The 22,842-nt window shown below is 63.4% G+C and carries 20 protein-coding genes; 12 read left to right on the top strand and 8 right to left on the bottom strand.

What is annotated here, in order from left to right; all coding sequences use genetic code 11:
* The first annotated feature begins 93 nt into the window (after positions 1 to 93).
* From EV686_RS00760 to EV686_RS00745, 4 genes are all read left to right on the top strand, one after another.
* Positions 94 to 1,473 (top strand): DEAD/DEAH box helicase, encoded by a 1,380-nt coding sequence (locus tag EV686_RS00760; protein WP_132472479.1) that lies wholly within the window; start codon positions 94 to 96, stop codon positions 1,471 to 1,473.
* Between the two features lie 130 nt (positions 1,474 to 1,603).
* Positions 1,604 to 2,233 (top strand): LysE family translocator, encoded by a 630-nt coding sequence (locus EV686_RS00755; protein ID WP_132472477.1) that lies wholly within the window; start codon positions 1,604 to 1,606, stop codon positions 2,231 to 2,233.
* Positions 2,234 to 2,298: 65 nt separating this feature from the next.
* Positions 2,299 to 3,906: a peptide chain release factor 3 gene (locus EV686_RS00750; RefSeq protein ID WP_132472475.1), complete on the top strand. Its 1,608-nt coding sequence runs from the start codon at positions 2,299 to 2,301 to the stop codon at positions 3,904 to 3,906.
* Positions 3,907 to 4,056: 150 nt separating this feature from the next.
* A complete protein-coding gene (locus EV686_RS00745) occupies positions 4,057 to 4,719 on the top strand; it encodes a hypothetical protein (protein WP_132472473.1) in 663 nt (220 codons plus the stop codon).
* A gap of 84 nt (positions 4,720 to 4,803) precedes the next feature.
* Here the strand turns inward: EV686_RS00745 and bfr are convergent, their stop codons facing one another.
* Together bfr and EV686_RS00735 are read right to left on the bottom strand one after the other, a co-directional pair.
* On the bottom strand, positions 4,804 to 5,277 hold the full coding sequence (gene bfr, locus EV686_RS00740; RefSeq protein WP_132472471.1) for a bacterioferritin: 474 nt from the start codon (positions 5,275 to 5,277) through the stop codon (positions 4,804 to 4,806).
* A 420-nt stretch (positions 5,278 to 5,697) separates the two neighbouring features.
* Positions 5,698 to 5,919 (bottom strand): DUF3820 family protein, encoded by a 222-nt coding sequence (locus EV686_RS00735; protein WP_132472469.1) that lies wholly within the window; start codon positions 5,917 to 5,919, stop codon positions 5,698 to 5,700.
* A 348-nt stretch (positions 5,920 to 6,267) separates the two neighbouring features.
* On the opposite strand from EV686_RS00735, the gene ggt reads away from it, so the two are divergent.
* On the top strand, positions 6,268 to 8,025 hold the full coding sequence (ggt, locus tag EV686_RS00730) for a gamma-glutamyltransferase (RefSeq protein ID WP_132472467.1): 1,758 nt from the start codon (positions 6,268 to 6,270) through the stop codon (positions 8,023 to 8,025).
* 326 nt (positions 8,026 to 8,351) lie between these two features.
* Here ggt and EV686_RS00725 read toward each other — a convergent pair whose 3' ends face one another.
* Positions 8,352 to 8,630, bottom strand: a complete 279-nt coding sequence (locus EV686_RS00725) for a (2Fe-2S)-binding protein (protein WP_132472465.1) — start codon at positions 8,628 to 8,630, stop codon at positions 8,352 to 8,354.
* 170 nt (positions 8,631 to 8,800) lie between these two features.
* Positions 8,801 to 10,186, bottom strand: coding sequence for an RNA polymerase factor sigma-54 (gene rpoN, locus EV686_RS00720; protein WP_132472463.1), 1,386 nt, complete (start codon positions 10,184 to 10,186; stop codon positions 8,801 to 8,803).
* A 15-nt stretch (positions 10,187 to 10,201) separates the two neighbouring features.
* Between rpoN and EV686_RS00715 the strand changes: the two genes are divergently transcribed.
* Positions 10,202 to 10,813: a hypothetical protein gene (locus EV686_RS00715; protein WP_207901656.1), complete on the top strand. Its 612-nt coding sequence runs from the start codon at positions 10,202 to 10,204 to the stop codon at positions 10,811 to 10,813.
* 31 nt (positions 10,814 to 10,844) lie between these two features.
* Here EV686_RS00715 and EV686_RS00710 read toward each other — a convergent pair whose 3' ends face one another.
* The 4 genes from EV686_RS00710 to EV686_RS00695 form a co-directional block, all read right to left on the bottom strand.
* Entirely contained in the window at positions 10,845 to 11,642 is a 798-nt protein-coding gene (locus EV686_RS00710) for an SDR family NAD(P)-dependent oxidoreductase (RefSeq protein ID WP_132472461.1), read from the bottom strand.
* 1 nt (position 11,643) lies between these two features.
* Positions 11,644 to 12,645: a Bug family tripartite tricarboxylate transporter substrate binding protein gene (locus tag EV686_RS00705; RefSeq protein ID WP_243650686.1), complete on the bottom strand. Its 1,002-nt coding sequence runs from the start codon at positions 12,643 to 12,645 to the stop codon at positions 11,644 to 11,646.
* Positions 12,646 to 12,748: 103 nt separating this feature from the next.
* On the bottom strand, positions 12,749 to 14,476 hold the full coding sequence (locus tag EV686_RS00700) for a thiamine pyrophosphate-binding protein (protein ID WP_132472459.1): 1,728 nt from the start codon (positions 14,474 to 14,476) through the stop codon (positions 12,749 to 12,751).
* Positions 14,473 to 15,306, bottom strand: coding sequence for a hypothetical protein (locus EV686_RS00695; protein ID WP_207901654.1), 834 nt, complete (start codon positions 15,304 to 15,306; stop codon positions 14,473 to 14,475). The genes EV686_RS00700 and EV686_RS00695 overlap by 4 nt, the downstream gene beginning before the upstream one ends.
* Before the next feature lie 187 nt (positions 15,307 to 15,493).
* Here EV686_RS00695 and EV686_RS00690 point away from each other — a divergent pair, with 187 nt between their 5' ends.
* The 6 genes from EV686_RS00690 (at position 15,494) to EV686_RS00665 (ending at position 22,761) form a co-directional block, all read left to right on the top strand.
* Positions 15,494 to 16,273, top strand: coding sequence for an IclR family transcriptional regulator (locus EV686_RS00690; RefSeq protein ID WP_243650685.1), 780 nt, complete (start codon positions 15,494 to 15,496; stop codon positions 16,271 to 16,273).
* 400 nt (positions 16,274 to 16,673) lie between these two features.
* A complete protein-coding gene (leuA, locus tag EV686_RS00685; RefSeq protein WP_132472455.1) occupies positions 16,674 to 18,371 on the top strand; it encodes a 2-isopropylmalate synthase in 1,698 nt (565 codons plus the stop codon).
* A 294-nt stretch (positions 18,372 to 18,665) separates the two neighbouring features.
* Positions 18,666 to 19,700 (top strand): ABC transporter ATP-binding protein, encoded by a 1,035-nt coding sequence (locus EV686_RS00680; RefSeq protein WP_132472453.1) that lies wholly within the window; start codon positions 18,666 to 18,668, stop codon positions 19,698 to 19,700.
* Positions 19,701 to 19,734: 34 nt separating this feature from the next.
* The gene (locus tag EV686_RS00675; protein ID WP_132472451.1) at positions 19,735 to 21,030 is read left to right on the top strand and encodes an ABC transporter substrate-binding protein; all 1,296 of its coding nucleotides are present in this window, start codon (positions 19,735 to 19,737) and stop codon (positions 21,028 to 21,030) included.
* Positions 21,031 to 21,055: 25 nt separating this feature from the next.
* Entirely contained in the window at positions 21,056 to 21,955 is a 900-nt protein-coding gene (locus tag EV686_RS00670) for a carbohydrate ABC transporter permease (protein WP_132472449.1), read from the top strand.
* Positions 21,952 to 22,761, top strand: coding sequence for a carbohydrate ABC transporter permease (locus EV686_RS00665; RefSeq protein WP_132472447.1), 810 nt, complete (start codon positions 21,952 to 21,954; stop codon positions 22,759 to 22,761). Before EV686_RS00670 ends, EV686_RS00665 begins: the two co-directional genes overlap by 4 nt.
* The last annotated feature ends 81 nt before the right edge of the window (positions 22,762 to 22,842 follow it).

Here is a 22,842-nt window from a genome sequence, read left to right as displayed (position 1 = left end):
TCTCCGCGGATCTTTTTCCGCGGCAATCCGGGCGGTCCCGCCCGTTCAACTCCTTTTCACGCCTGCCTGGACTGGTATCCCTCGACTCGAGCGATGGGCTGTCGCTGGAGTCTTGTTTTGTCCGATACGAATACCTTTGCCGCGCTCGGCCTGGCCGAGCCGTTGCTGCGAGCTGTTGCCGAAACCGGCTACACCCAACCCACCCCCATCCAGGCCCAGGCCATTCCGCATGTGCTCAAGGGCAGCGACCTGCTGGCCGCCGCGCAGACCGGCACCGGCAAGACGGCGGGCTTCACCCTGCCGCTGCTGCACCTGCTGCTGCAGTCCCCCTTGCAGGGCAAGCGCCAGCCCGGCAGGCCGCGCTGCCTGATCCTGACGCCCACGCGCGAGCTCGCCGCACAGGTGGAAGAGTCCGTGCAGACCTACGGCAAGCACACCAGCATCCGTTCCATGGTGATGTTCGGCGGCGTCAACATCAACCCGCAGATCACCGCCCTGCGCAAGCCGCTGGATATCCTGGTGGCCACGCCCGGCCGCCTGCTGGACCACGTCCAGCAAAAGACCATCGACCTGTCGGGCGTGGAAGTCCTGGTGCTGGACGAAGCCGACCGCATGCTGGACATGGGCTTCATCCGCGACATCCGCAAAGTCCTGGCCCTGCTGCCCAGGCAGCGCCAGAACCTGCTGTTCTCCGCCACATTCTCGGATGAAATCCGCGACCTGGCGCGCGGCGTCCTGAACAACCCCACGGAAGTCTCCGTGGCGCGCCGCAATACGGCGTCCGAACTGGTCGAGCAGAAGGTCGTCATGACCGAGCAGTCACACAAGCGCGACCTGGTCAGCCATGTCATCCGCGAAAGCGGCTGGCACCAGGTGCTGGTCTTCACGCGTACCAAGCACGGCGCCAACCGCCTGGCCGAGAAGCTGACCAAGGACGGCCTGTCGGCCGCCGCCATCCACGGCAACAAGAGCCAGTCGGCGCGCACCCGCGCGCTGGCCGGCTTCAAGTCGGGCGAAGTCGCGGTGCTCGTCGCCACCGATATCGCCGCGCGCGGGCTGGACATCGACCAGTTGCCGCAAGTGGTCAATTTCGAACTGCCCAATGTGCCGGAAGACTATGTGCACCGCATCGGCCGTACCGGCCGCGCGGGCAGCGCGGGCTCGGCGCTGTCGCTGGTCGACAACACGGAAGTGAAGTTGCTGACGGCTATCGAACGGCTGCTGGGCCGCAAGATCGAACGCACCGTGGTCGAAGGCTGGTCCGCCGACATGGTCAAGCCCTCGACTACGCCGGAACGCCCGCCCCTGCCGCATCGCCAGCACACCGCCCCGCGCGGCGGCAACGGCAACCGCGGTCGCGGCAATGGCTCTCAGCCCGGCGGCAGGCCGTCCGGCCAGGGTCAGCGCCGCGGCAACGGCGGCCGCCGCAACGCTTCCGGCACGGCGCAAGGACAACGCGGCGCGCTGAACTGACAACGGCACGCCTTCGCGCCGCCATGGGCGGAGCGAAGGCGCAACACATCCGGATGCGGTTTCCTGTCGCCGGCATGCCGCATTCCAATCCCGCAACCCTGCGCCGGCATCCGATTTTTCGCCAACGATCATGTCACTTTCCACTTGGCTTGCCTTCTTTGCCGCTTGCTGGGCCATCTCTTTCTCCCCCGGGCCGGGCGCCATCGCCGCCATGGCCTCCGGACTGAGGCACGGATTCCGGCGCGGCTACTGGACGACCGTGGGCCTGATCATGGGCATTCTGTGCCAGGTGCTGATCGTCAGCATCGGACTGGGCGCCCTGCTGGCCACGTCGGAAACCGCATTCGCCATCGTTAAGTGGCTGGGCGTGATCTATTTGGTCTATCTGGGCTGGAAGCAGTTCCGCACCGATGCGCCCCCCGTCTCGGTGGAAGCGGGAACGCTGGAACCGTTCCGCCCCCGCGACCTGGTGATGCGCGGCCTGCTGATCAATCTGACGAATCCCAAGGGCACGGTGTTCCTGCTGGCCGTGATGCCGCAGTTCCTGAATCCGGCCGCGCCGCTGCCCATGCAGTATGTGATCATCGGCCTCACGCTGGCCTTTACCGACCTGGTGGTCATGGGGATCTACACCAGCCTGGCTTCCAGCATCCTGAAGCAATTGCGCAAGCCGCGCCAGATCCGCTGGATGAACCGCGCCTTCGGTACACTGTTCATCCTGGCGGGCACCGCCCTGGCAACCCTCAGCCAGCAGAAATAGGAACAGCCGCCCGCGCCATCGCCGCGGAAAAGCCTAGACGCAACGAAACGACATACCATTCGACCATGAGCATTCCCGACGAAGTCAAACGACGCCGCACCTTCGCCATCATCTCCCACCCCGACGCGGGCAAGACCACGCTGACGGAAAAGCTGCTGCTGTTCGCAGGCGCGATCCAGATCGCCGGCAGCGTCAAGGCGCGCAAGGCCAGCCGGCACGCCGCCTCGGACTGGATGGAGATCGAAAAGCAGCGCGGCATTTCGGTGGCGTCCTCGGTCATGCAGATGGAATACCGCGACTGCGTCATCAACCTGCTCGACACCCCCGGACACCAGGACTTCTCGGAAGACACTTACCGCGTGCTGACTGCGGTCGACGCCGCGCTCATGGTCATCGACGCCGCCAACGGCGTCGAGCCCCAGACCATCCGCCTGCTGCAGGTCTGCCGCGCGCGCAACACGCCCATCATTACCTTCGTCAACAAGCTGGACCGCGAGGTGCGCGAGCCGCTGGACCTGGTATCGGAGATCGAAGACCACCTGGGGATGGAAGTCATTCCATTTTCCTGGCCGGTGGGCATGGGCCGCTCCTTCGGCGGCGTATTCGACATCCGCCGCGACCAGATGCGCGTATTCCGCGCGGGTGAAGCCAGGCACAGCAACGAGAACGACGAACTGATCCCGGGTCTGGAAAACCCCGAAATCGCCAAGCGCTTCGGTTCCGCCTTCACCAAGGCGCACGAAGAAATCGAGCTGATCAAGGAGGCATCGCCGGAATTCGACCATGCCGCCTTCCTCGCCGGCAAGCAAACGCCCATGTTCTTCGGCTCCGCCATCAATAACTTCGGCGTGCAGGAAGTGCTCGACGCTCTGGTGGACCTGGCCCCCAGCCCGGGGCCGCGCACCGCGCTGCAGCGCGAAGTCCAGCCCGACGAACCCAAGTTCAGCGGCGTCGTGTTCAAGGTGCAGGCCAACATGGATCCGGCCCATCGCGATCGCGTGGCCTTCGTGCGTGTCAGCTCGGGCCGCTTCGAGCGCGGCATGCGCCTGAAAGTCGCGCGCACCGGCAAGGAGATCCGCCCGAACAACGTGGTGTCCTTCCTGTCGCAGCGCCGCGAACTGCTGGACGAAGCCTATGCCGGCGACATCATCGGCATTCCCAACCACGGCGTGCTGCAGTTGGGCGACGTGCTGACCGAAGGAGAATCCCTGCAATTCACCGGCCTGCCGTTCTTCGCGCCCGAGCTGTTCCAGGCAGTGGAAGTGAAGGATCCTCTGCGCACCAAGCAGTTGCGCATCGGCCTGACGCAGTTGGGCGAAGAAGGCGCCATCCAGGTATTCCGCCCCCAGGCGGCCGGCGGCGCACTGCTGCTGGGCGCCGTGGGCCAGTTGCAGTTCGAAGTGGTGGCGCACCGCCTGAAGACAGAGTACGGTGTGGAAGCCCGGCTGATGCCGTCGCGCTACACCATGGCGCGCTGGTTCACTGCGGAAGACCCGAAGGCCATGCGCAAGTTCATGGACTCCAATGCAGCCAACATCGCGCACGACGTCGTGGACGCTCCCGCTTTCCTCGCCAGTTCGCCGGCGCAGCTGCGAGTGGCGCAGGAACTCTACCCCGGCATCACCTTCCATGCCATGCGCGAGCACGGCGGCCAGGTATTCGGAAGCCACTGAGCCGCTTCGCAAGGGCAGGCATGGCCGCCTGCCCTGATACCGCAAGGCACATTGGTTACGCCTTGTTTTGTATGAAAGCAGCGCGGCTTATATACTGACGCTTCCGGCTGCACTGCGCAGTCCTCAACCCTTTTCCGTGATTCAGCCCTCATGTCCTGGCGTGTACTGTTTGCCATACTGATCATTGCCGCAGGCGCTTCCGCCTGGGGCGGTTTTCGCCTGGGCGATTGGCTGGTTGCCCATACCCCGGAAAGCCCCGTCATTCCCGAATATCCGGAGCTCGACGGAGAGCAGATTCTGGGAGCCGACGGACGCCCATTCTTCGCGCAAGCTCCCCAGCCGCTGGTCAATGGGCGCCAGGCAGTCCCCGAGCCTCCCGAGCCCCTGGACTGGAAGATCGAACCGGATGTCGTGGACAGGATCCTGTCCAACCCCCTGATCAGCGTCGCCACGACCCATATCACGCTGGATGAAGCCATACAGATCGCAGGACGGCAGTCAGGCGGCTCCGCGCAACTCGACGGGCTGGCCGATCTTTCGGGGCTGGGCCTGTTCGGCGGCCGGACCAACGCCAATGGCCAGCCCCTGCAATCCATCGACGGCGGCCCGATTCCGCCTCCGCCGGACATCGGCATATCGCCCGAAGTCCAGCAAGCCGCGGGCGACTGGCAGGCCGCCCTGGCCCGCGATCTGGAAGCCTGCAAGAGCGAAGGCTTCTTCGCCCGGCCCAGTTGCGCCTGGAATGCCCGCAACAAATACTGCGGCCCGAACAATGCCTGGGGACGGGCGCCCAACTGCCCGGCGAAGAACTAGCGTCCGCAAAGCAAAAAGCGGATACAGGTCCCAAGCCTGTATCCGCTTTTTGCCTTGCGGGCCTGCGGCTTTGCGCTTTCCCGCTTATTCGCTTTCCATCTGCGTCTGCAGGTAATTCGGCAGGCCGACCTTTTCCACCAGCTCGATCTGCGTTTCCAGCCAGTCGATGTGCTCTTCGGTTTCGTCGAGCAGACGCTGCAGCAGATCGCGCGAGACGAAATCCTGCGCCGTCTCGCAATATGCAATGGCTTCCTTCAGCGTTGCCTGAGCGCCGACTTCCAACTGCAGGTCACAGGACAGGATTTCCGGCACGTCTTCGCCGATGCGCAGCTTGTGCAGGTCCTGCAGATTGGGCAGCCCGTCCAGCATGAAGATACGCTCGATCAGGCGATCGGCATGCTTCATTTCCTCGATGGATTCTTCGTACTCGTGCTTGCCCAGGCGATTCAGCCCCCAGTGGCGCAGCATGCGGGCATGCAGAAAATACTGATTGATGGCGGTCAGCTCGTTCTTGAGCTGCTTGTTCAAGTATTGGATGACAGTCTTATCGCCTTTCATGCGTATGCTCCTGTGAAAAATGCCCCCACGTCGCGCAGGCTCGTGCCTGCTTGCGCTCCACCTCGCGGCCAGCATGGTGTCCCGATGATCGGGACACCTCTATGGACGATAGACTACCACGCACGATCACCCTCAAACAGCCCATAAATCCTGCGAATACAAGCCAATCTCATCTCAAAAACAAATGCGCATGCAAATAGGAACAGATTCATGTATTACTGCGGATTGCACCGGAATGCCGATTTGATGCAACCGTGGCGACGTGGACAGGCCAAATCCACCGGCATCAAATCGCATTTCATGCAACGAAATACATGCCCTTCCGCATTGGAAAAGCCGATCCGGCATTCACACTCAAATTTGAAACAATTTGTATGCACGTTGCTCGCAGGCGGACGGCAGTGCCGGAAACGGCGGGCATCAGCCGTCCCCGGGTATGCGCAACGGATCAAGCAACCCGCGCAGGTTGTTGTGATCCAGCTCGAACATCAATGCCAGCAGTCGCCCCAGATCGCCATCCGGAAAACCATTGCGGGCGAACCAGGCCAGATAATGGCCGGGCAGGTCGGCCAGATACCTGCCTTCATACTTGCCATAGGGCATGCGCCACCGCACCAGTTTCTCCAGATCCTGCGCTTCCATTTCCTTGACTCCATATTGTTTGCCGCCGGGCCGCCCCCAAGACAAACAAGCCCTCTTGGAGGGCAGCAAGCAGACGCAAGCCTGCGTAGCGTGGGGGCATTTGTTTGCCGCCGGGCCGCCCCAAGGCAAACAAGCCCCCTTGGGGGGCAGCAAGCAGGCGCAAGCCTGCGCAGCGTGGGGGCATTTGTTGATCGCCGGGCCTCTCCCTTAACAACCCGTAGCACGCGACATGCCTGGCAAGGCTATCATGTCCAGGGTGTATCGGCCTCGCCCGCCAAAGCCGTCAAGCCTCCAAGCAGGGCCTTCCGGGCAGGAAAAACCAAAAACAGACCTCAGGGAGACACGCTCATGCGAATGCAACGTTCACTCTTGGCGGCCAGTCTTGCACTGCTTCTTGCCGCCTGCGGCACGCCAACCCCGACCTCCAACGTACAGCAGACAGCGGCTGCCCAGGCGGCCAGCGCAGCTTACGACTATACGCTGGACGTCTTCCATCCCGTCATCGGGCATCGCGGCATGGTGGCGTCCGAGCAGGCGCTGGCTTCACAGATCGGCCTGGACATCCTGAAGTCGGGCGGCAACGCCATCGACGCTGCCGTCGGCATGGGCTTCGCGCTGGCCGTGACACTGCCCAATGCGGGCAACCTGGGCGGCGGCGGCTTCATGGTCGTGCATGACGCCGCCAGCGGCCAGGACATCACCCTGGACTTCCGGGAAATGGCTCCCTCGGGCGCGTCCCGCAATATGTACCTGGACGAGCAGGGCAACGTCGTCGACGGCAAGTCGCTCTACACGCATTACGCGGTAGGCGTGCCCGGCACGCCGGTCGGCCTGGAGTACGCATTGCAAAAATGGGGAACCAAGCCGCTGACGCAGGTCATGGCGCCAGCCATCGCTCTGGCCGAAAACGGTTTCCCGGTCAGCGAAACTCTGGCTACCGTGCTGCAGCGCGAGAAAACCAATATGGGCAAGTGGCCGGCGACCACCGCCATCTTCTGGCGCAATGGCGAGCCGCTGAAGGCGGGCGACCTGCTGGTGCAGAAAGACCTGGCCCAATCGCTGCGGCTGATCGCGGCCGAAGGCTCCGGCGCCTTCTATCGCGGCGAGATCGCCAGGAAGATCGCGGCGGAAATGGCGCCCTATCCCGGCGCCATCACGATGGCGGACCTGAACAACTACAAGCTGCTGCTGCGCGAGCCTATCCGCGGCACTTATCGCGGCTATGAGATCGTCACCATGCCGCCCCCCTCGTCCGGCGGCATCCACCTGGTGCAGATGCTGAACATGCTCGAGCGCTGGCCTCTGGCGCAATGGGGCCACAACAGCGACCAGACCATCCACCACATGACGGAAGTCATGAAGCTGGCTTATGCCGACCGCTCGGAATACCTGGGAGACCCGGAATTCGTGCGCGTTCCCTCCAAGGGGCTGACCTCGCGAGCCTACGCCGATCATCTGGCCGCCGGCATCACCAAGAAAGCCCGCCCGGCTTCCGACATCAAGCCGGGCAAGCCGATGCCTTATGAAAGCGATCAGACCACGCACTTCTCGGTCATGGACAGCCAGGGCAACGCAGTCGCCGTCACCTACACGCTGAACACCAACTTCGGCAGCGGCATCGTGGCGGCCGGCACCGGCATCCTGCTGAACAACGAAATGGATGATTTCGCGGCCAAGCCCGGCGTTGCCAACGCCTATGGCCTGGTGGGCGGCGATGCCAATGCCGTGCAGCCCGGCAAGCGCCCGCTGTCGTCCATGACACCGACCATGGTGCTGAAGGACGGCAAGCCGTTCCTGATCACCGGCAGCCCGGGCGGTTCGCGCATTATCACGACAGTGCTGCAGACCATCGTCAATACTATCGACTTCCGCATGAATCCGGCCGAGGCCGCATCCGCGACGCGCTTCCATCACCAGTGGACGCCGGATGAGCTGCAGGTGGAAAAAGGGCTGAACATCGATACCCGGACACTGCTGGTCAAGCGCGGCCACAATGTCGCCACCAAGGCGTCCATGGGCCGTACGCAGACCATCATGGCGCACGACGGCGTGCTGCGCGGCTACTCCGACCCGCGCAATCCGGATGGGAAGACGCTGGGATATTGATGAGGGGAGTGCCGGGTGCTTGCGGGTGCCCGGTGATCGCGCACCTAAGCACAAGTTGAAGGCGTGGCTTGGGAAGTGTGTCTGGCGCGACAGGCTAGGGGTGTATGTGTTTCCGCGCCTGTCGGTCCGGTTCGGCTCCCTGCGGAGCCGAACTGCCCCTGCGCCGGCTCGTACGCGCCTTCGCGCTTCCTTCACCTGCGCGCGGGCGGCCCTCAAACGGCGCGGAAACACATACACCCCTAGCCTGCCAGACCTCTTGGCATGTTCCGTTGGGAAGCGGGGATAAGATGGTGAGAAAGTAGCGGAAAAGTACGGGGAAATGCAGCTCAGAAGCGGCTGACGGCTACGGCCACGAAGGCCGTTTCTTCAGCGGCGGCGTCGTTGGCGGCATCGGAAACCAATGCGCCTTGCGGCTGGGCCGAGGCCGACACTACCTGCGCGGCATAGCGGCCGCCCGGCAGGTATTCGGTTGCCGTATCCGCGCAACAGCCACAGCACGACGCGACGCCCAGTTGCCCTTGAAGATCGGACAACGTCTGGGCGCCTTCGGCAACAGCCGTCTTTACCTGACGCTCGGTGATGGCATTACAGACACAAATAAACATGAGAATAATTATTATCTGTGTACTGAATTTGCGCAATTATTTTTATGCATCCGCTTCAGGATCGCGATAGTTTTTTGCAAAGCATCGGCCGGTCTTTCATCGCTCCCATGGCAGCGCACACACTGCAGGGTCGGGCAGACCACACCTGCCTGAAGCCTGCCCGGCCCGTTTCAGGCCGTGACGGCCGCGCGCGCCTTGCGCCGCTGCGCCGTCTCGATGCCTTCCATCTCCCGGTATTTGGCAACGGTGCGCCGGGCGATGCGGATGCCCTCGGCCTCCAGCAGTTCCGCGATCCGGCCATCCGACAGTGGGGAGCCGACCGGCTCTTCGGCGATCATCCGGGCGATGCGGCCGCGTACGCTGCGGGCCGAGGCGGCGTCGTCGCCATCGGAACCCACCGCCGTATCGAAGAAGGTGTTCAACTCCACTACGCCCCAGGGGGTCTGGGCATACTTGCGCTTGGTCGCGCGCGAGATGGTGGACTCGTGCATTTCCAGCGCCCCGGCGATATCGCGCAGGCGCATGGGACGCAGCCTGTCCATTCCGTATTCGAAGACCTCGGGCTGGCGCAGGACGATTTCCCGGGCCACCCGCAAAATGGTGGATCCGCGCTGCTGCAGGCTGCGGATCAGGCCATGCGCCTGCTGCAGTTGCTGGCGCATGGCCTGGTCTGCCCCCGCCTGGTCCAGCCAGGCTTCGTACTGGCGATTGACCGACAGCCTGGGCAAGGCCGCGGAATTGAGCAGCGCCTCCCAGCGCCCCCTCACCTTGCGCACAAGAATATCCGGCCGTATGTATTCCGCCACATTGGAGGACCAGTTGCGCGCAGGCTTGGGCTCCAGGCGCAGGATCAGGGCATGCGCCGCCTGCACCAACTCGCGGCCGCACCCCAGCGACGCGGCCAATCGGGCGGTATTGCCGCTGGCCAGCATATCCAGGTGGCTGGCCACGATCTGGTGCGCGCAGGCCAGCACCTCCGTCGGCGCGTCGGCCTGCCGCAACTGCAACGCCAGGCACTCGGACAGGGTCCGCGCGCCGACGCCGAGGGGATCGAAGGACTGCAGCAGGCGCAGGGCGCACAGCATATCGTCCGCCTCGATGCCGAGTTCGGGCGGCAGCCAATCCACGATTTCTTCCATCGACATGGACAGGTAGCCGTTGTCGTCCAGGTCATCGATCAGCAATGTGACGAGCGCGCGCTCCTGCGCCTGCGCGTGCGTGGCATGCAACTGTCGCAACAGGTGGTCACGCAGCGTATCTTCCTGGGGGGCCTCGAGGCGGGTATCATCATCCTCACGCAACGGCGACCGGCTGGGCCACTCCATGAGCGAGGGGAGGGCATCCTGCTCCGGCACCTCCGTTGCCTGTGGCACGGACTCCCCTTCGGCGGCAAAGTCGTCCTCACGCTCCAGCAGCGGATTTTCCATCAGCGCCTGGGAAATCTCCTGGTCCAGGTCGTGCGTCGACAACTGCAGGAACCGGATCGATTGCTGCAATTGTGGTGTCAATGCCAGCGACTGCTGCTGGCGTATTTCCAGTGACTGACGCGCCTGCATGGATAAAATACCTGTATGAACTCCGAGACCAGACCAACCATTCGCCAAGACCGTACCTTACTGCGTTCCACGCTGCTGCGCCTGACGGCAACGCAGAAACTCCTGTGCGCCGTGGGCGTGCTGGCCGTGGCATGGCTGTGGTATGTCGTTGCCGGACGCATCCTGGCATTCGGCCGCTCGCTGGACTATGACGGCCTGCAGGCTTTCGGCCCGCAGGCGACGGCACTGCTGAAGCAGTACAGTCCATTCTTCTGGTGGGCGCTGGTCATCGCCCTGACGCTTATTATTGCGTATTTTCTGTACGGACTCGTCCAAAGTTCGCAGCGCGCCATCCGGCTGCGCATCGTCGGCACCGATACGGTGCGTGCGCTGGCGCGGCAGTTGAGCCCCGAAGGGCGCGAAGTCCTGCTATGGGCCTGGCGCGACCGGCGCGAGCCCTTGCGTATCGGCGATCTGCAGCGCGCCCATGCGGAACTCGGCGCGGGACGCCATGGCAAGATCGTGCAGGCCAGGGAGCACGCCGCCTTGCTGGAATCGCCCGATGCCGCCCCGGCATCCATGCAGGAACCGGCGACGGACGCGGGCACGCTGCTGCGCCCCCGGCAAGAACCCGAGCTGCGCTCGTAAGCCGACCGGTGGCGCGGCCCTCATTGATGGCCTATCGGCCCGCGCAGCTCTTGCCACCGTCGACGGGCAGGCATACGCCGGTGATATAGGCCGCTTCGTCCGACGCAAGAAACAACGCCGCATGCGCAACATCCCATGCTGTTCCCATGCGGCCCATCGGGCTTGCTGCATTGCGCTTCGCCCGCATGGCTTCGACATCCTGGAACTGCCCTGATATCTGCTTGTAGATCAGGGGCGTGTCCATGACGCCCGGCAACACTGCGTTGACCCGGATGCCATGCGGCGCATAATGGACCGCCATGGCTTTCGTCAATTGATTCAGTCCCCCTTTCGCCGCGTAGTACGACGTGTAGGGGTAATGGTTCACCTGGATGGACGCGAGCGACGAAATATTGATGATCGCCCCCGCCTTCTGCTCCAGCATGACGGGCAATACATGCTTGCAGGCCAGGAACACGCCGGTCAGGTTGGTATCGATCACGCGGTGCCAGCTTTCCTCCGAAGCCTCGACCGGATCGCCCATTTCGGTGATGCCTACATTGTTGTGCAGCACATCGATGCGCTGGCTGCGCTCCATCACGCTGGCGACAACGGCCTCGATATCCCCGGAGCGCGTAACGTCCGCCCGCAGGGCAATGCCTTGCCCTCCTTCGGCCGCAATCAGGTCCGCCGTTTCCCGAGCCGCATCGAGATCGCGGTCCACCGCGTAGACGACGGCCCCTTCCCGGGCGTACAGCACCGCGGCCGCCTTGCCGTTGCTCCAGCCGGGGCCGGACGAGCCGGCCCCCATGACGAGCACAACCTTTCCTTCTAAACGCTGCTTGACCATATCATTCAATGGAAATGTTCGCGAAATCGGCAACCTTCTTCCACTTCTCGATATCTCCGCGAATCATGCTGCCGAACTCTTCCGGCGTATCCGCAATGACATAGGCTCCCAGCGCCTCATATCGCTTCCTGACGTCGGGACGGCCCAACGCCTTGACCGCCGCGGCATGCAGTTTTTCCAGCACATCAGCCGGCAACCCGGCAGGCGCCAGCAGCCCATTCCACATTTCCGCGTCGTAATCCGGCAGGCCCACTTCCGCGGCGATCGGAACATCTGGCAGATTTTCGAGGCGCGACTTGCCGGCAATCACCAGCGGGATCAGGTTGCCGGCCTGGATATGCGGCATCGACGACGCGGCAGTATCCCAGATCATGTCGACCTGCCCGCCGATGACGTCATTGAGCGCGGGTCCGGTGCCGCGATACGGAATATGCAGGATATTCAGCCCGGTCATGGACTTGTAGTATTCCATCGCCATGTGCGTCGCCCCGCCATTTCCCGACGAGGCATAGGAATACTTGCCCGGCGACTTCTTGATGAGTTCGACGAATTCCGCGTAGGTTTTGGCCGGGAACGTCTTGGTCGCCGCAATGACGCCCGGTACGCGGATGATTTGCGTTACCGGCGTGAAATCGGTGGCCGCATCGTAGGGCAGGGACTTGTACACGGCGGAGTTCGTGCCGTTGGTGCTGGACGTCGCCAGCAGCAGCGTATAGCCGTCGGGCGCCGCGGCCGCCACTGTTCTCGTCCCTATCGTTCCGCCCGCGCCGCCGCGATTGTCCACCAGCACGGTCTGCCCCAGTTCCTGGGAAAGCGCTTCGGCCAGGATGCGGCCTACGACATCCGATGTTCCGCCAGGGGGAAACGGCACGACTAGAGTGACTGGTTTTTCAGGATAGGCGCCGCCTGCCATGGCGGGCTGCGCAAGCCCGGCCAAGGCAACCCCCGCCAGCATCGACATGAACATGCGCCGCGCCGTTTTCGTATGTTTTGTGGTTTTCATGATTGTCTCCTCCGTTAAGGATCAGGTATCTGCGAAGACCTCCGGCCATCAGGCGAAGAGTCTTGCGCAGCGACTTATGGCGAATCAGGATCGACGGGCAGCATCAGGCAATGCGGTCTCCCGGCTTGATCTTGGCTGCACGGCTATCCACTCCCGGCAGCATATGCGCCGGATCCCGCGTTACGACGATATCGATCACCGTGGGACGATCCTGGCAGGCGGCCCCCGCCTCCAGCGCGGCCCGCAGTTCCGACGGATCCTCCACCCGGATACCCTGGCATCCCAGGGTCTGGGCGACCTGCGCGTAATTCGTATCCGCCAGGTCGGACGATTGATAAGCGCCGGCGCCGTACATCAAATGCTGCAGCGCCTTGATGTACCCGGAGGCCGCATTGTTCACGACCAGCAGCGTGAACGGCAGCTTCAGCCGCACCGCGGTCTCCAGCTCTCCCAGCGACATGTTGCAGCCGCCGTCTCCCGTCAGGCTCAGCACGCGGCTTCCCGGCGCGGCAAGCGCGGCGCCGATCGCACCGGGAATGCCGTAGCCGATGGAAGCAAAGCCGCGATCGGGCACGAACGAGCGGCCGGCGCGGCGCGAATCGAACAGCAGTCCGCCCCAGTGCGCCGCGAACCCGCCATCGGCGATCAGCAGGCCGTCTTCCGGCAGAAAGTCGTTGATTTCCTGCATCAGCCGCGCCATTGCCACGGGCTTCTCGCTCGACTGCAGCTTTGTCTTGACCGACTCGCGCCAGGCGATCATCCGCCGCTGTGTGTCGTCGGGCAGGCCGCTGCGATCCGCGCCATCCGGGCAGGCGAGCGCCAGGGCCTGCAATTCGGGCAGGGTGGCGCCGACATCTCCCCAGAGCCTGACTGTGGCGGGCGTGGTGCGGTCGAACTCTTCCGCCAGGATATCCAGATGGATCAGCGGCACGCCCGCCGGAATCAGGTCGAACCGGCGCGTGGCCACTTCGCCCAGCTTGCAGCCGACGACGAACAGGCAGTCCGCTTCGGAGATCAGCGTATTGGCGATGCGGCTGTAGCGGCCGAACAGCCCGGCGCTCAAGGGGTGGCGGCAGGATATCGCGCCTTTTCCGGTCAGGGTGTGCGCCACGGGAATATGCAATGCGGTGGCAAAGCCCTCGACGATATCCGCAGCCCTGCTGAGGTGGACGCCGCCGCCGCACAGCATCACGGGCCGCCGCGCCTTCGCCAGCAACTCCGCCGCCTTTGCGAGGGAAGCCGCATCGGGCCGGATGCGCGCCGCCGGAATCTGCCTGCAGCTCTCGTCCGCCCGGAACTCCTCAGGCGGGAAGGCATGCACGCCATGCGAAATGTCTTCGGGCACGTCCACCACGACGGGGCCGGGCCTGCCATGCGTCGCAACCGCGAACGCGCGGCGCACCAGCTCCGGTATGCGCTCGATGCATTCGACCCTGATGACCTCTTTGCACACCGGCCGCAGGACCTCCAGCTGCCGGGCTTCCTGCGTCATGTTCTTCCAGGCGTGCGCGCGATGCGCATCTCCCACCAGAACGACCAGCGGCGTACCGGCATTCAGCGCCTCGGCCAGCCCGGTCGCCAGGTTCGTCGCTCCCGGCCCCAGGGTTGCATCGCAGACGCCCGGCCTGCCCGTGATTTTCGCGTAGGCGTCCGCCGCGAAAATGCCGCAGCGCTCGTCATTGATGAGATAGTGCCGCATCTCCAGGCGGCGCACCGCATCATAAAAAGGCAATAACTGGAATCCGCCCATGCCGAACATCGGCCCGACATCATGCGCGGCGAACATGCGCGCCAAGGCTTCTCCGCCAGTCATCTCCAAACGATCCGTCATAATGACTCCTCTTCTTTCATTCCAAAATCCCGATCCGACAGCCATGACGCGTAGCACAGCCGCAGCGGCTGCCCCACAGCGGCCCCCAGCTCCGCAGCGCAGGCATTCACGCGGGAAATGATGCCGCTCTGGTAGCACGAGCGCGCATCCCCGATGCGCGCACTGCCCGCGCTTACCGTCACAGCGGCGATTCCCTTTTCCTGGAGCGGGGCCAAGCGACCGAACCCGGCATCGTTCTTTCCTCCGCCCGCGTCATGGAATGAAATCGCGGCCACCCCGAACGGAACACCGTCGCTTTGCGAGGCGGCCAGCACGCCTCCATGGGAAGCCGCCACGACCAGTGCGCCCGCATCTTCGGGCAGCAATAGCGATACCGAATCGATCCCGATGACCGGAATACGGGCATTCGGCTCCAGGATCTGCCGCGCCTCACGCACCGGCAGCACCGCATACGACTCGACGGAGGGAAGCCGGCGCAGCAGTGTCACGGCCTCCTCCACATACATACCCTGTCGACACCCCGCGTCCCGCGCCAGCGGATTAACGTGGCTCAGCACGCCGCTGCGCCGCATATCCTCGCCATCGCCGATCCTGGCCGACGCATGATCCACGGCAGCGGCGCAAACGCCCAGCGCCTGCAGATACGCCAGGGCGCCGATCCCCGCCTCGTCCTTTCCCACGCCGGCATCGTTCAGGATCACCGCCGCGACATTGGCGCGAGCGGCCAGATAACCCGCGTACACCCCTCCATGGGAAGCCGCGACGACCACGGCGCCCCTGTGCCTGGCCTCAAGCACCGTCACGCTGTCCAGCACATACGATTGCAGCATCCATACTCCATATTATGGAAATCATTTTTCTAACAGGCTTTCAAGGAATATCCATTGTTTAAACGAAAGTATGATTTTTATTCTATTGTCCAGGAAATTTCATCTCAACCTTTAATCCATATTATGGAATAATGTTGATTAGGGCTTTCCCCGAAAACCGCATCGAATGCCGCACAGCGAGGCTTGCATGACTCTGACCCAGAACACATCCGTGCCCGGCGCCCAAAGCGTGACGCGCGTCCTGCGCCTGCTCAAACTGATAGGGTCGGCGCCGGCCCGCGGCGCGGGTCTCAGCGACCTGGCCCGCGACGCCGGACTGACACAGCCCACGACCCATCGCATGCTCGCCGCGCTGCAGCAGGAAGGCTTCGTCAGCCTGCACCCCACGCTCAAGACATATACGTTGGGTCGCGAAGCCTACGTACTGGGCCTGGCCGCTGAGCGCAGGCACGGCCTGAAGGAAATCGCCGAAGCAGGACTTCAGCGCATCGCAATGGAAACCGGGGATACGGCTTTTCTGTCGATCCGCTCGGGGGACGACGCCGTCTGCATCGACCGCAAGGTCGGGGACTTCCCCATCAAGATCCTGACGCTCGACGCCGGCCACCGCCGGCCCCTGGGGATCGGCGCTGGCAGCCTGGCCCTTCTGTCCAGCCTGAGCGACCCCGAGATCGAACAGATATTGCAGCGGCACCAGCAACTGCCCTCGCCCCTGCGCATTGATCTGGATACGTTGCGCCAGGACATCGCCCTTACCCGCCGGAACGGCTACGCTACGAACCCTGGCCGCATCATCAGCGACATGGCCGGCATCGGCATCGCCGTGTTCGACAGGAAGCAGAATCTCTGCGCCTCGCTCAGCGTGGCGGCCATTCGCTCCCGGCTGAGCGGCCAGCAACTACAGCACGCGCTCTCGATCCTCAAACGGGAAGCCCTGCAACTAAGCCAGGATCTTTCACGCTCCTGAAACCCGGACGCCGCCAGCAGGCCGTTTTTGCATCGACGCATCACCTGAGGCCCGGAATGCCAGCCTGCGCTTCGACTTTCTTGCCTTTCTCTTCAAAATGTGTTTGACTATCAAATATGAACTCTGAGCACGCACCTTCCACCGACATTTGCGCAGGCATCCCCGCCAGCGCCGTCGTGCGTGTTTCTTTCGCTTTCGCGACCCTCTCCAGCGCTCTGTCGCTATCCCTGCTGCTACCGACCGGTTGCCGAGCCTAGCGCCTCGTGGCAGTTCGGTAGCCGTGCACACGCCACACCCCCCAATTCCGCTTTTCCATTTTTGTCTGTCATCGCGATATGCCGTTCCGGCGCGGACCCGAACCCGCCTGGCGTAGCGCGCCCCCGTTACAGGTAAGCAAGCCATGATGCATCCGAATCCTTCCGAAAAATACATCCCGTTCTCGCCCTTCGCCCGAGACTTCTCCGAGCGCACGTGGCCCGGCAAGCGCATCACCACGCCTCCCATATGGATGAGCACCGACCTGCGCGACGGCAACCAGGCGCTGATCGAGCCCATGAGCGTGGAGCGCAAGCTGCGCTTCTTCAAGCAATTGCTCAAGATCGGCCTGAAGGAAATCGAAGTCGGGTTCCCCTCCGCCTCCCAGACCGACTTCGACTTCGTGCGCAAGCTGATCGACGACAAGCTGATTCCCGACGACGTGACCATCATCGTGCTGACGCAGGCTCGCGACGACCTGATCCAGCGCACGGTGGAATCCGCCATCGGCGCCAAGCGCGCCATCATCCACATGTACAACGCATGTGCGCCGGCGTTCCGCAAGATCGTCTTCAACATGAGCAAGGACGAGATCAAGCAGATCGCCGTCAACGGCACGCGCCTGATCAAGGAGCTGACCTCGCGGCATCCCGAAACGCACTGGCGCTACCAGTACTCTCCGGAGGTATTCAGCACGACTGAGCCCGAGTTCGCACTGGACGTCTGCAATGCCGTCTCCGAAGTCTGGCAGCCCACCGCCGACGCCAAGATGATCTTCAACCTGCCGGCCACTATCGAGGCGACCACGCCCAACCTGTACGCCGATCAGATCGAATGGATGCACAAGAACCTGAACCAGCGCGACAAGATCGTGCTCAGCGTGCACCCGCACAATGACCGCGGCACCGCCGTGGCCGCCGCCGAATTCGCCGTCATGGCCGGCGCCGACCGCATCGAAGGCTGCCTGTTCGGCCACGGCGAGCGCACCGGCAACGTTGACCTGGTCACGCTGGCGCTGAACCTGTACACGCAGGGCGTGCATCCCGGCCTGGACTTCTCCGACATCGACGAAATCCGCCGCTGTGTCGAATACTGCACCCAGTTGCCGGTGCACCCGCGCCATCCTTATGCCGGCGATCTGGTGTTCACCGCCTTCTCCGGCTCGCACCAGGACGCCATCAAGAAAGGCTTCGCGCAGCAACAGGCCGATGCGCCCTGGGAAATCCCCTACCTGCCCATCGACCCGGCTGACCTGGGCCGCAGCTACGACGCCGTCATCCGCGTCAACAGCCAGTCGGGCAAGGGCGGCGTCTCCTACCTGCTGGAACAGGAATACGGCCTGGCATTGCCGCGCCGCCTGCAGATCGAGTTCAGCCGCGCCATCCAGCGCGTCACGGACGAAACGGGTGCGGAAGTCAGGGCATCGGACGTGTATGGCGTCTTCTCGCAGGAATACCTGGAGCGCCACACCCCGCTGAAGCTGATTCGCCACCAGATTTCCGGCACCGCAGGAGAGCAGGAAGGCAAGCAGTTCTCCATCGAGGTCGAACTGGAGCAGGATGGCGAAGTCCGCCATTTGACAGGCTCCGGAGACGGCGCCATTTCCGCCTTTGTCGATGCGCTGGACGTGCCGATCCGCATCATGGACTATCACGAACACGCCATCGGCTCGGGCACGGATACGCGCGCCGCCTCTTATGTCGAACTGCGTGTCGGCGACTCGGCCACGGGCTTCGGCGTGGGCATCCATCGCGACATCGTGACGGCTTCCTTCCTGGCCGTGCTCAGCGCAGTGAACCGGCACTATGCGCAGCAAAAGGAAGAGGAGCAGGTTGCCGCCTGAACAAGATAAGGCCTCCAGCCAGACCCAGCATGATGCCGCCCACGAGGCGGCATCATTGCGTTGGAACACCGCGCCCTCCAGGACTTGATCCATATGGATCACCCCCCTCTTTCCGCCATCCGCAACGACGCATGCGCCTTGGCGCAGGTTCATATTCCCGCAAAGAATCGTTCATACCGCTGACATATCGGCTGCATAAGATTCCGTTTTCTCATGCCGGTCCGCATCCACACGATGCCGGCCGCGCCTTGGCTGCGGCGCCTGCCCGCGGCAGCCTTTGCACAAGCGGAATCCATGTCCACTATCGTCCTGGAAAACATCAGCAAGTTCTATGGCGCCTCCAGCGCAATCGAAGACCTGTCCCTGGCCATTCCGGCCGGCTCGTTCGCCGTACTGCTCGGCCCCTCCGGTTGCGGAAAATCCACCGCACTGCGCATGATCGCCGGACTGGAGCGGCCCACTTCCGGCCGCATCCTGATCGACGGCAATGACGTAACCTCGATGTCCCCGGCCAAGCGCAGGCTGTCCATGGTCTTCCAGTCCTATGCCCTGTTCCCGCACCTGAGCGTGCGCGAGAACATCCTGTTCGGACTGCGCGCCCGGCGCGAGCCATCGCAGCACTTCGGGGAGCGCCTGGCGCGCGTGGCGAACCTGCTGGGCCTGCAGGCGCTGCTGGACCGCAAGCCCTCGCAGTTGTCCGGCGGCCAGCAACAACGCGTGGCATTGGGACGCGCCGTCATTTCCGAAGCGCCGATCTGCCTGATGGACGAACCGCTCTCCAACCTGGATGCCAAGCTGCGCCAGGAAATGCGGCGCGAGATCCGGCAGTTGCAGCAGTCGCTGGGCATCACCATGGTGTATGTCACCCACGACCAGACTGAAGCCATGACCATGGCCGATCAGGTCATCCTGATGAACAAAGGGCGCGTGGAGCAGAACGACACGCCGACGGCGCTATACACCCGGCCGGGCACCGCCTTCGCCGCGCAATTCATCGGCACGCCGCCCATGAACCTCCTGGGCCTGCATCAGATCGGCACCCCTCTGCCGCAAGGCGCGATGCCTCCGCCGGCCGCACGCAGCATCGGCGTGCGACCGGAGCACATCGTGCTGCATCGCGAAGCCGGCGTCCCCGCCACTGTCATGCAGACAGAATATCTCGGCGCGCAGACGCTCGTCACTTGCCAGCTCCGCGACGGCACGCCTGTCGTCGTCAGCACGGACACCGTCGCGCGCCCCGCCTCGGGCGCCGCCGTCCACCTGGACTGGCCGCCCGATCACAACCATTTCTTCGATGCCTCCGGCCTGGCCGTTTCGACCCAGGCCTGAACTATTCCACTCCCACCGTCACACAGGAATCCTCATGCGACGCACATTATTGAAAACCATTGCCCTCGGCCTGTCCGGCGCCCTGATCTCGCTTCCCGCGCTGGCGCAGAAAACACCCGTCGAACTGGAGTTCTACTACCCCGTCGCCGTCGGCGGCCCCATCACGAAAATCGTCGACGATCTGGTCGACCGCTTCCACCGGGCCAATCCGGACATCCGCGTCAAGTCCGTCTATTCCGGCTCCTACCAGGACTCCATCGCCAAGGCGCTGACGGCGCAGAAGGGCGGCACGCCGCCCCAGGTGGCGGTGCTGCTGTCGACGGACATGTTCACGCTGATCGACGAAGACGCCATCGTTCCTTTCGATTCTTTCGTCAAGACGGACGAGGACAAGGCATGGTTCCAGGGCTTCTATCCCGCGTTCATGGCAAACAGCCGGACCGGCGGCCAGACCTGGGGCATTCCGTTCCAGCGCTCGACCATCGTCATGTACTACAACAAGGGCCTGTTCAAGACTGCCGGACTCGATCCGGAGCGCGCACCGGGCACATGGGACGAACTGCTGGACTACGCCGGCAAACTGACGAAAAAGGACGCCGGCGGCCGCGTCACGCAATGGGGCCTGCAGATTCCGTCCGGCGGCGCATTCCCCTACTGGCTGTTCCAGGCGCTGACCACGCCCAACGATACATTGCTGATGAACGAAGCGGGCAACGAAGTCTATTTCGACAAACCAGCAGTGATCGAGGCCCTGCAGTACTGGAAGGATCTGGCCTACAAGCATGAGGTCATGCCCAAGGGCACGATCGAATGGGGCACCACGCCCAAAGACTTCCTGGAAGGCAAGACCGCCATCATGTGGACGACGACGGGCAATCTGAGCAATGTGCTGAACAATGCCGTCTTCGACTTCGGCGTTGCTCCCATGCCCAAGGCCAGGCGCGGCGGTAGCCCGACCGGCGGCGGCAACTTCTACATCTTCAAGAACGCCACGCCGGAACAACAGCAGGCCGCCTACACCTTCGCCAAATGGATGACGCAGCCTGAAAACGCGGCATCCTGGGGCATAGCCACCGGCTATGTCGCCGTCAGCCCCGCCGCATGGGAAACGCCGGCCATGAAGGCCTATGTGGAAAAAGTCCCCGCGGCGGCCGTGGCGCGCGACCAGTTGGCCGTCAGCGTCGCAGAGTTTTCCACGCACGAAAACCAGCGCGTCACCAAGCTGCTGAACGACAATCTGCAGGCCGTGCTGACCGGCACGAAGGAAGCGGAGCAGGCCATGCGCGACGCACAGCGCGAGGCCGACCGCATCCTGCGTCCGTACAAGTAGTACGCCTCACGTGCAACGGCTGACAATGCGGCAATACTCTTCGAGCACGCGTACGGGTTTCTTCACAGCAGTCCATGGCTGGCTGATGCTGTTGCCAGCCATGGTATTGCTGGTCGCCTTCACGCATTACCCGGCGCTGGCCACCTTGTGGAGCAGCCTGTTCTCCACGCCGCGCGGCGCGCGCCCCGCCGTGTTCGTCGGCCTGGATAACTATGCTGTGCTGCGCGATGACCCGGTGTTCTGGCAAGCGATGTGGAACAACTTGGTCTATGCGTTCTGGACCATTCCCGTATCCATCGCCATCGCGCTGCTGATGGCGTTATGGGTCAACCGCAACATGGCCGGGCGAGGCTTCCTGCGCCTGGCCTACTTCACGCCGACCATACTGCCCATGGTTGCGGTCGCCAACATATGGCTGTTCTTCTACACGCCGCAATATGGCCTGCTGGCCCAGATAGGCCAATGGTTCGGGCTGGGCAACGTGAACTGGCTGGGCAGCCCCGACACCGCCCTGCCCGCGCTGATCGTGGTCGCCATCTGGAAGGAAGCCGGCTTCTTCATGATCTTCTATCTGGCTGCGCTGCAGCAGGTTCCGCCCTCCTTGCGCGAGGCTGCCATGCTGGAAGGCTCGTCGCGCTGGAACTACTTCCGCCGCATTCTGTTCCCGTTGCTGATGCCCACCACGCTGTTCGTGCTGGTCAACGCCCTGATCAATGCATTCCGGTTGGTCGACCATGTGGTCGTCATGACCAAGGGCGGCCCCGACAACGCCAGCACACTGCTGCTTTACTACATCTACCAGGTCGGCTTCAGCTTCTGGGATACCTCCTATGCCGCGACGCTGTCCGTCGTGCTGCTGACCATTCTTGCGCTGGCAGCGTTGATCAAGTTCCGCTGGCTCGACAAGCAGGTGCACTACCAATGACGCAAGACACGAACAAGCTGGAAACCCTGGGCGCCTGGCTGCTGGGCCTGCTGTGGATACTGCCGCTTGCCTACGCTGTCTGGGCTGCGTTCCACCCGTCCGCCTACGCCACGCGCTTCGAACTGTTCGCACCGCTGACACTGGATAACTTCCGCGCAGCCTGGGATGCCGCGCCGTTCGCGCGCTATTTCCTGAATACGTTCCTGCTGGTCACCATGATCCTGGCGGCGCAGTTCGTCCTGTCCACCATGGCGGCATATGCGTTCGCGCGCATGGCGTTTCCCGGCCGGGAGCTCATGTTCTTCCTGGTGCTGCTGCAGCTGATGATCATGCCCGACGTGCTGATCGTGGAAAACTATCGGCTGATGTCCTGGCTGGGCGTGCGCGACACTATATTCGCCATCGGCCTGCCGTACTTCGCATCCTCCTTCGGTATTTTCCTGCTGCGCCAAACGTTCAAGACCGTTCCGCGCGAGCTGGAAGAAGCCGCCCTGGTCGAAGGCGCCAGCCGCTGGCGGATATTGCTGAAAGTATATGTGCCGCTGGCCAGGCCCGTGTATATCGCCTACGGCCTGGTATCGGTCAGCCACCACTGGAACAATTTCCTGTGGCCGCTCATCATCACCAACTCGGTCGAGTCGCGCCCGCTGACCGTGGGCCTGCAGGTGTTCGCTTCGACCGACCAGGGCATCGACTGGTCCATCATCACAGCCGCCACCCTGCTCAGCTCGGCGCCATTGCTGGTGGCGTTCCTGCTGTTCCAGCGCCAGTTCGTGCAATCGTTCATGCGGGCCGGCATACGCTGACCGCGCATTGCGGAAAAACACCCGCGCCGATACGGCGAATACGTACCGTTAGGAGCGCCGGCCTTCAGGCCGGCGCTTGCG

The sequence above is a fragment of the Paracandidimonas soli genome, from assembly GCF_004342005.1.
Taxonomy (GTDB): domain Bacteria; phylum Pseudomonadota; class Gammaproteobacteria; order Burkholderiales; family Burkholderiaceae_B; genus Paracandidimonas; species Paracandidimonas soli.
The sequence above is the reverse complement of the archived record's forward strand: the minus strand, read 5'-3'. Positions and strand labels throughout refer to the sequence as shown.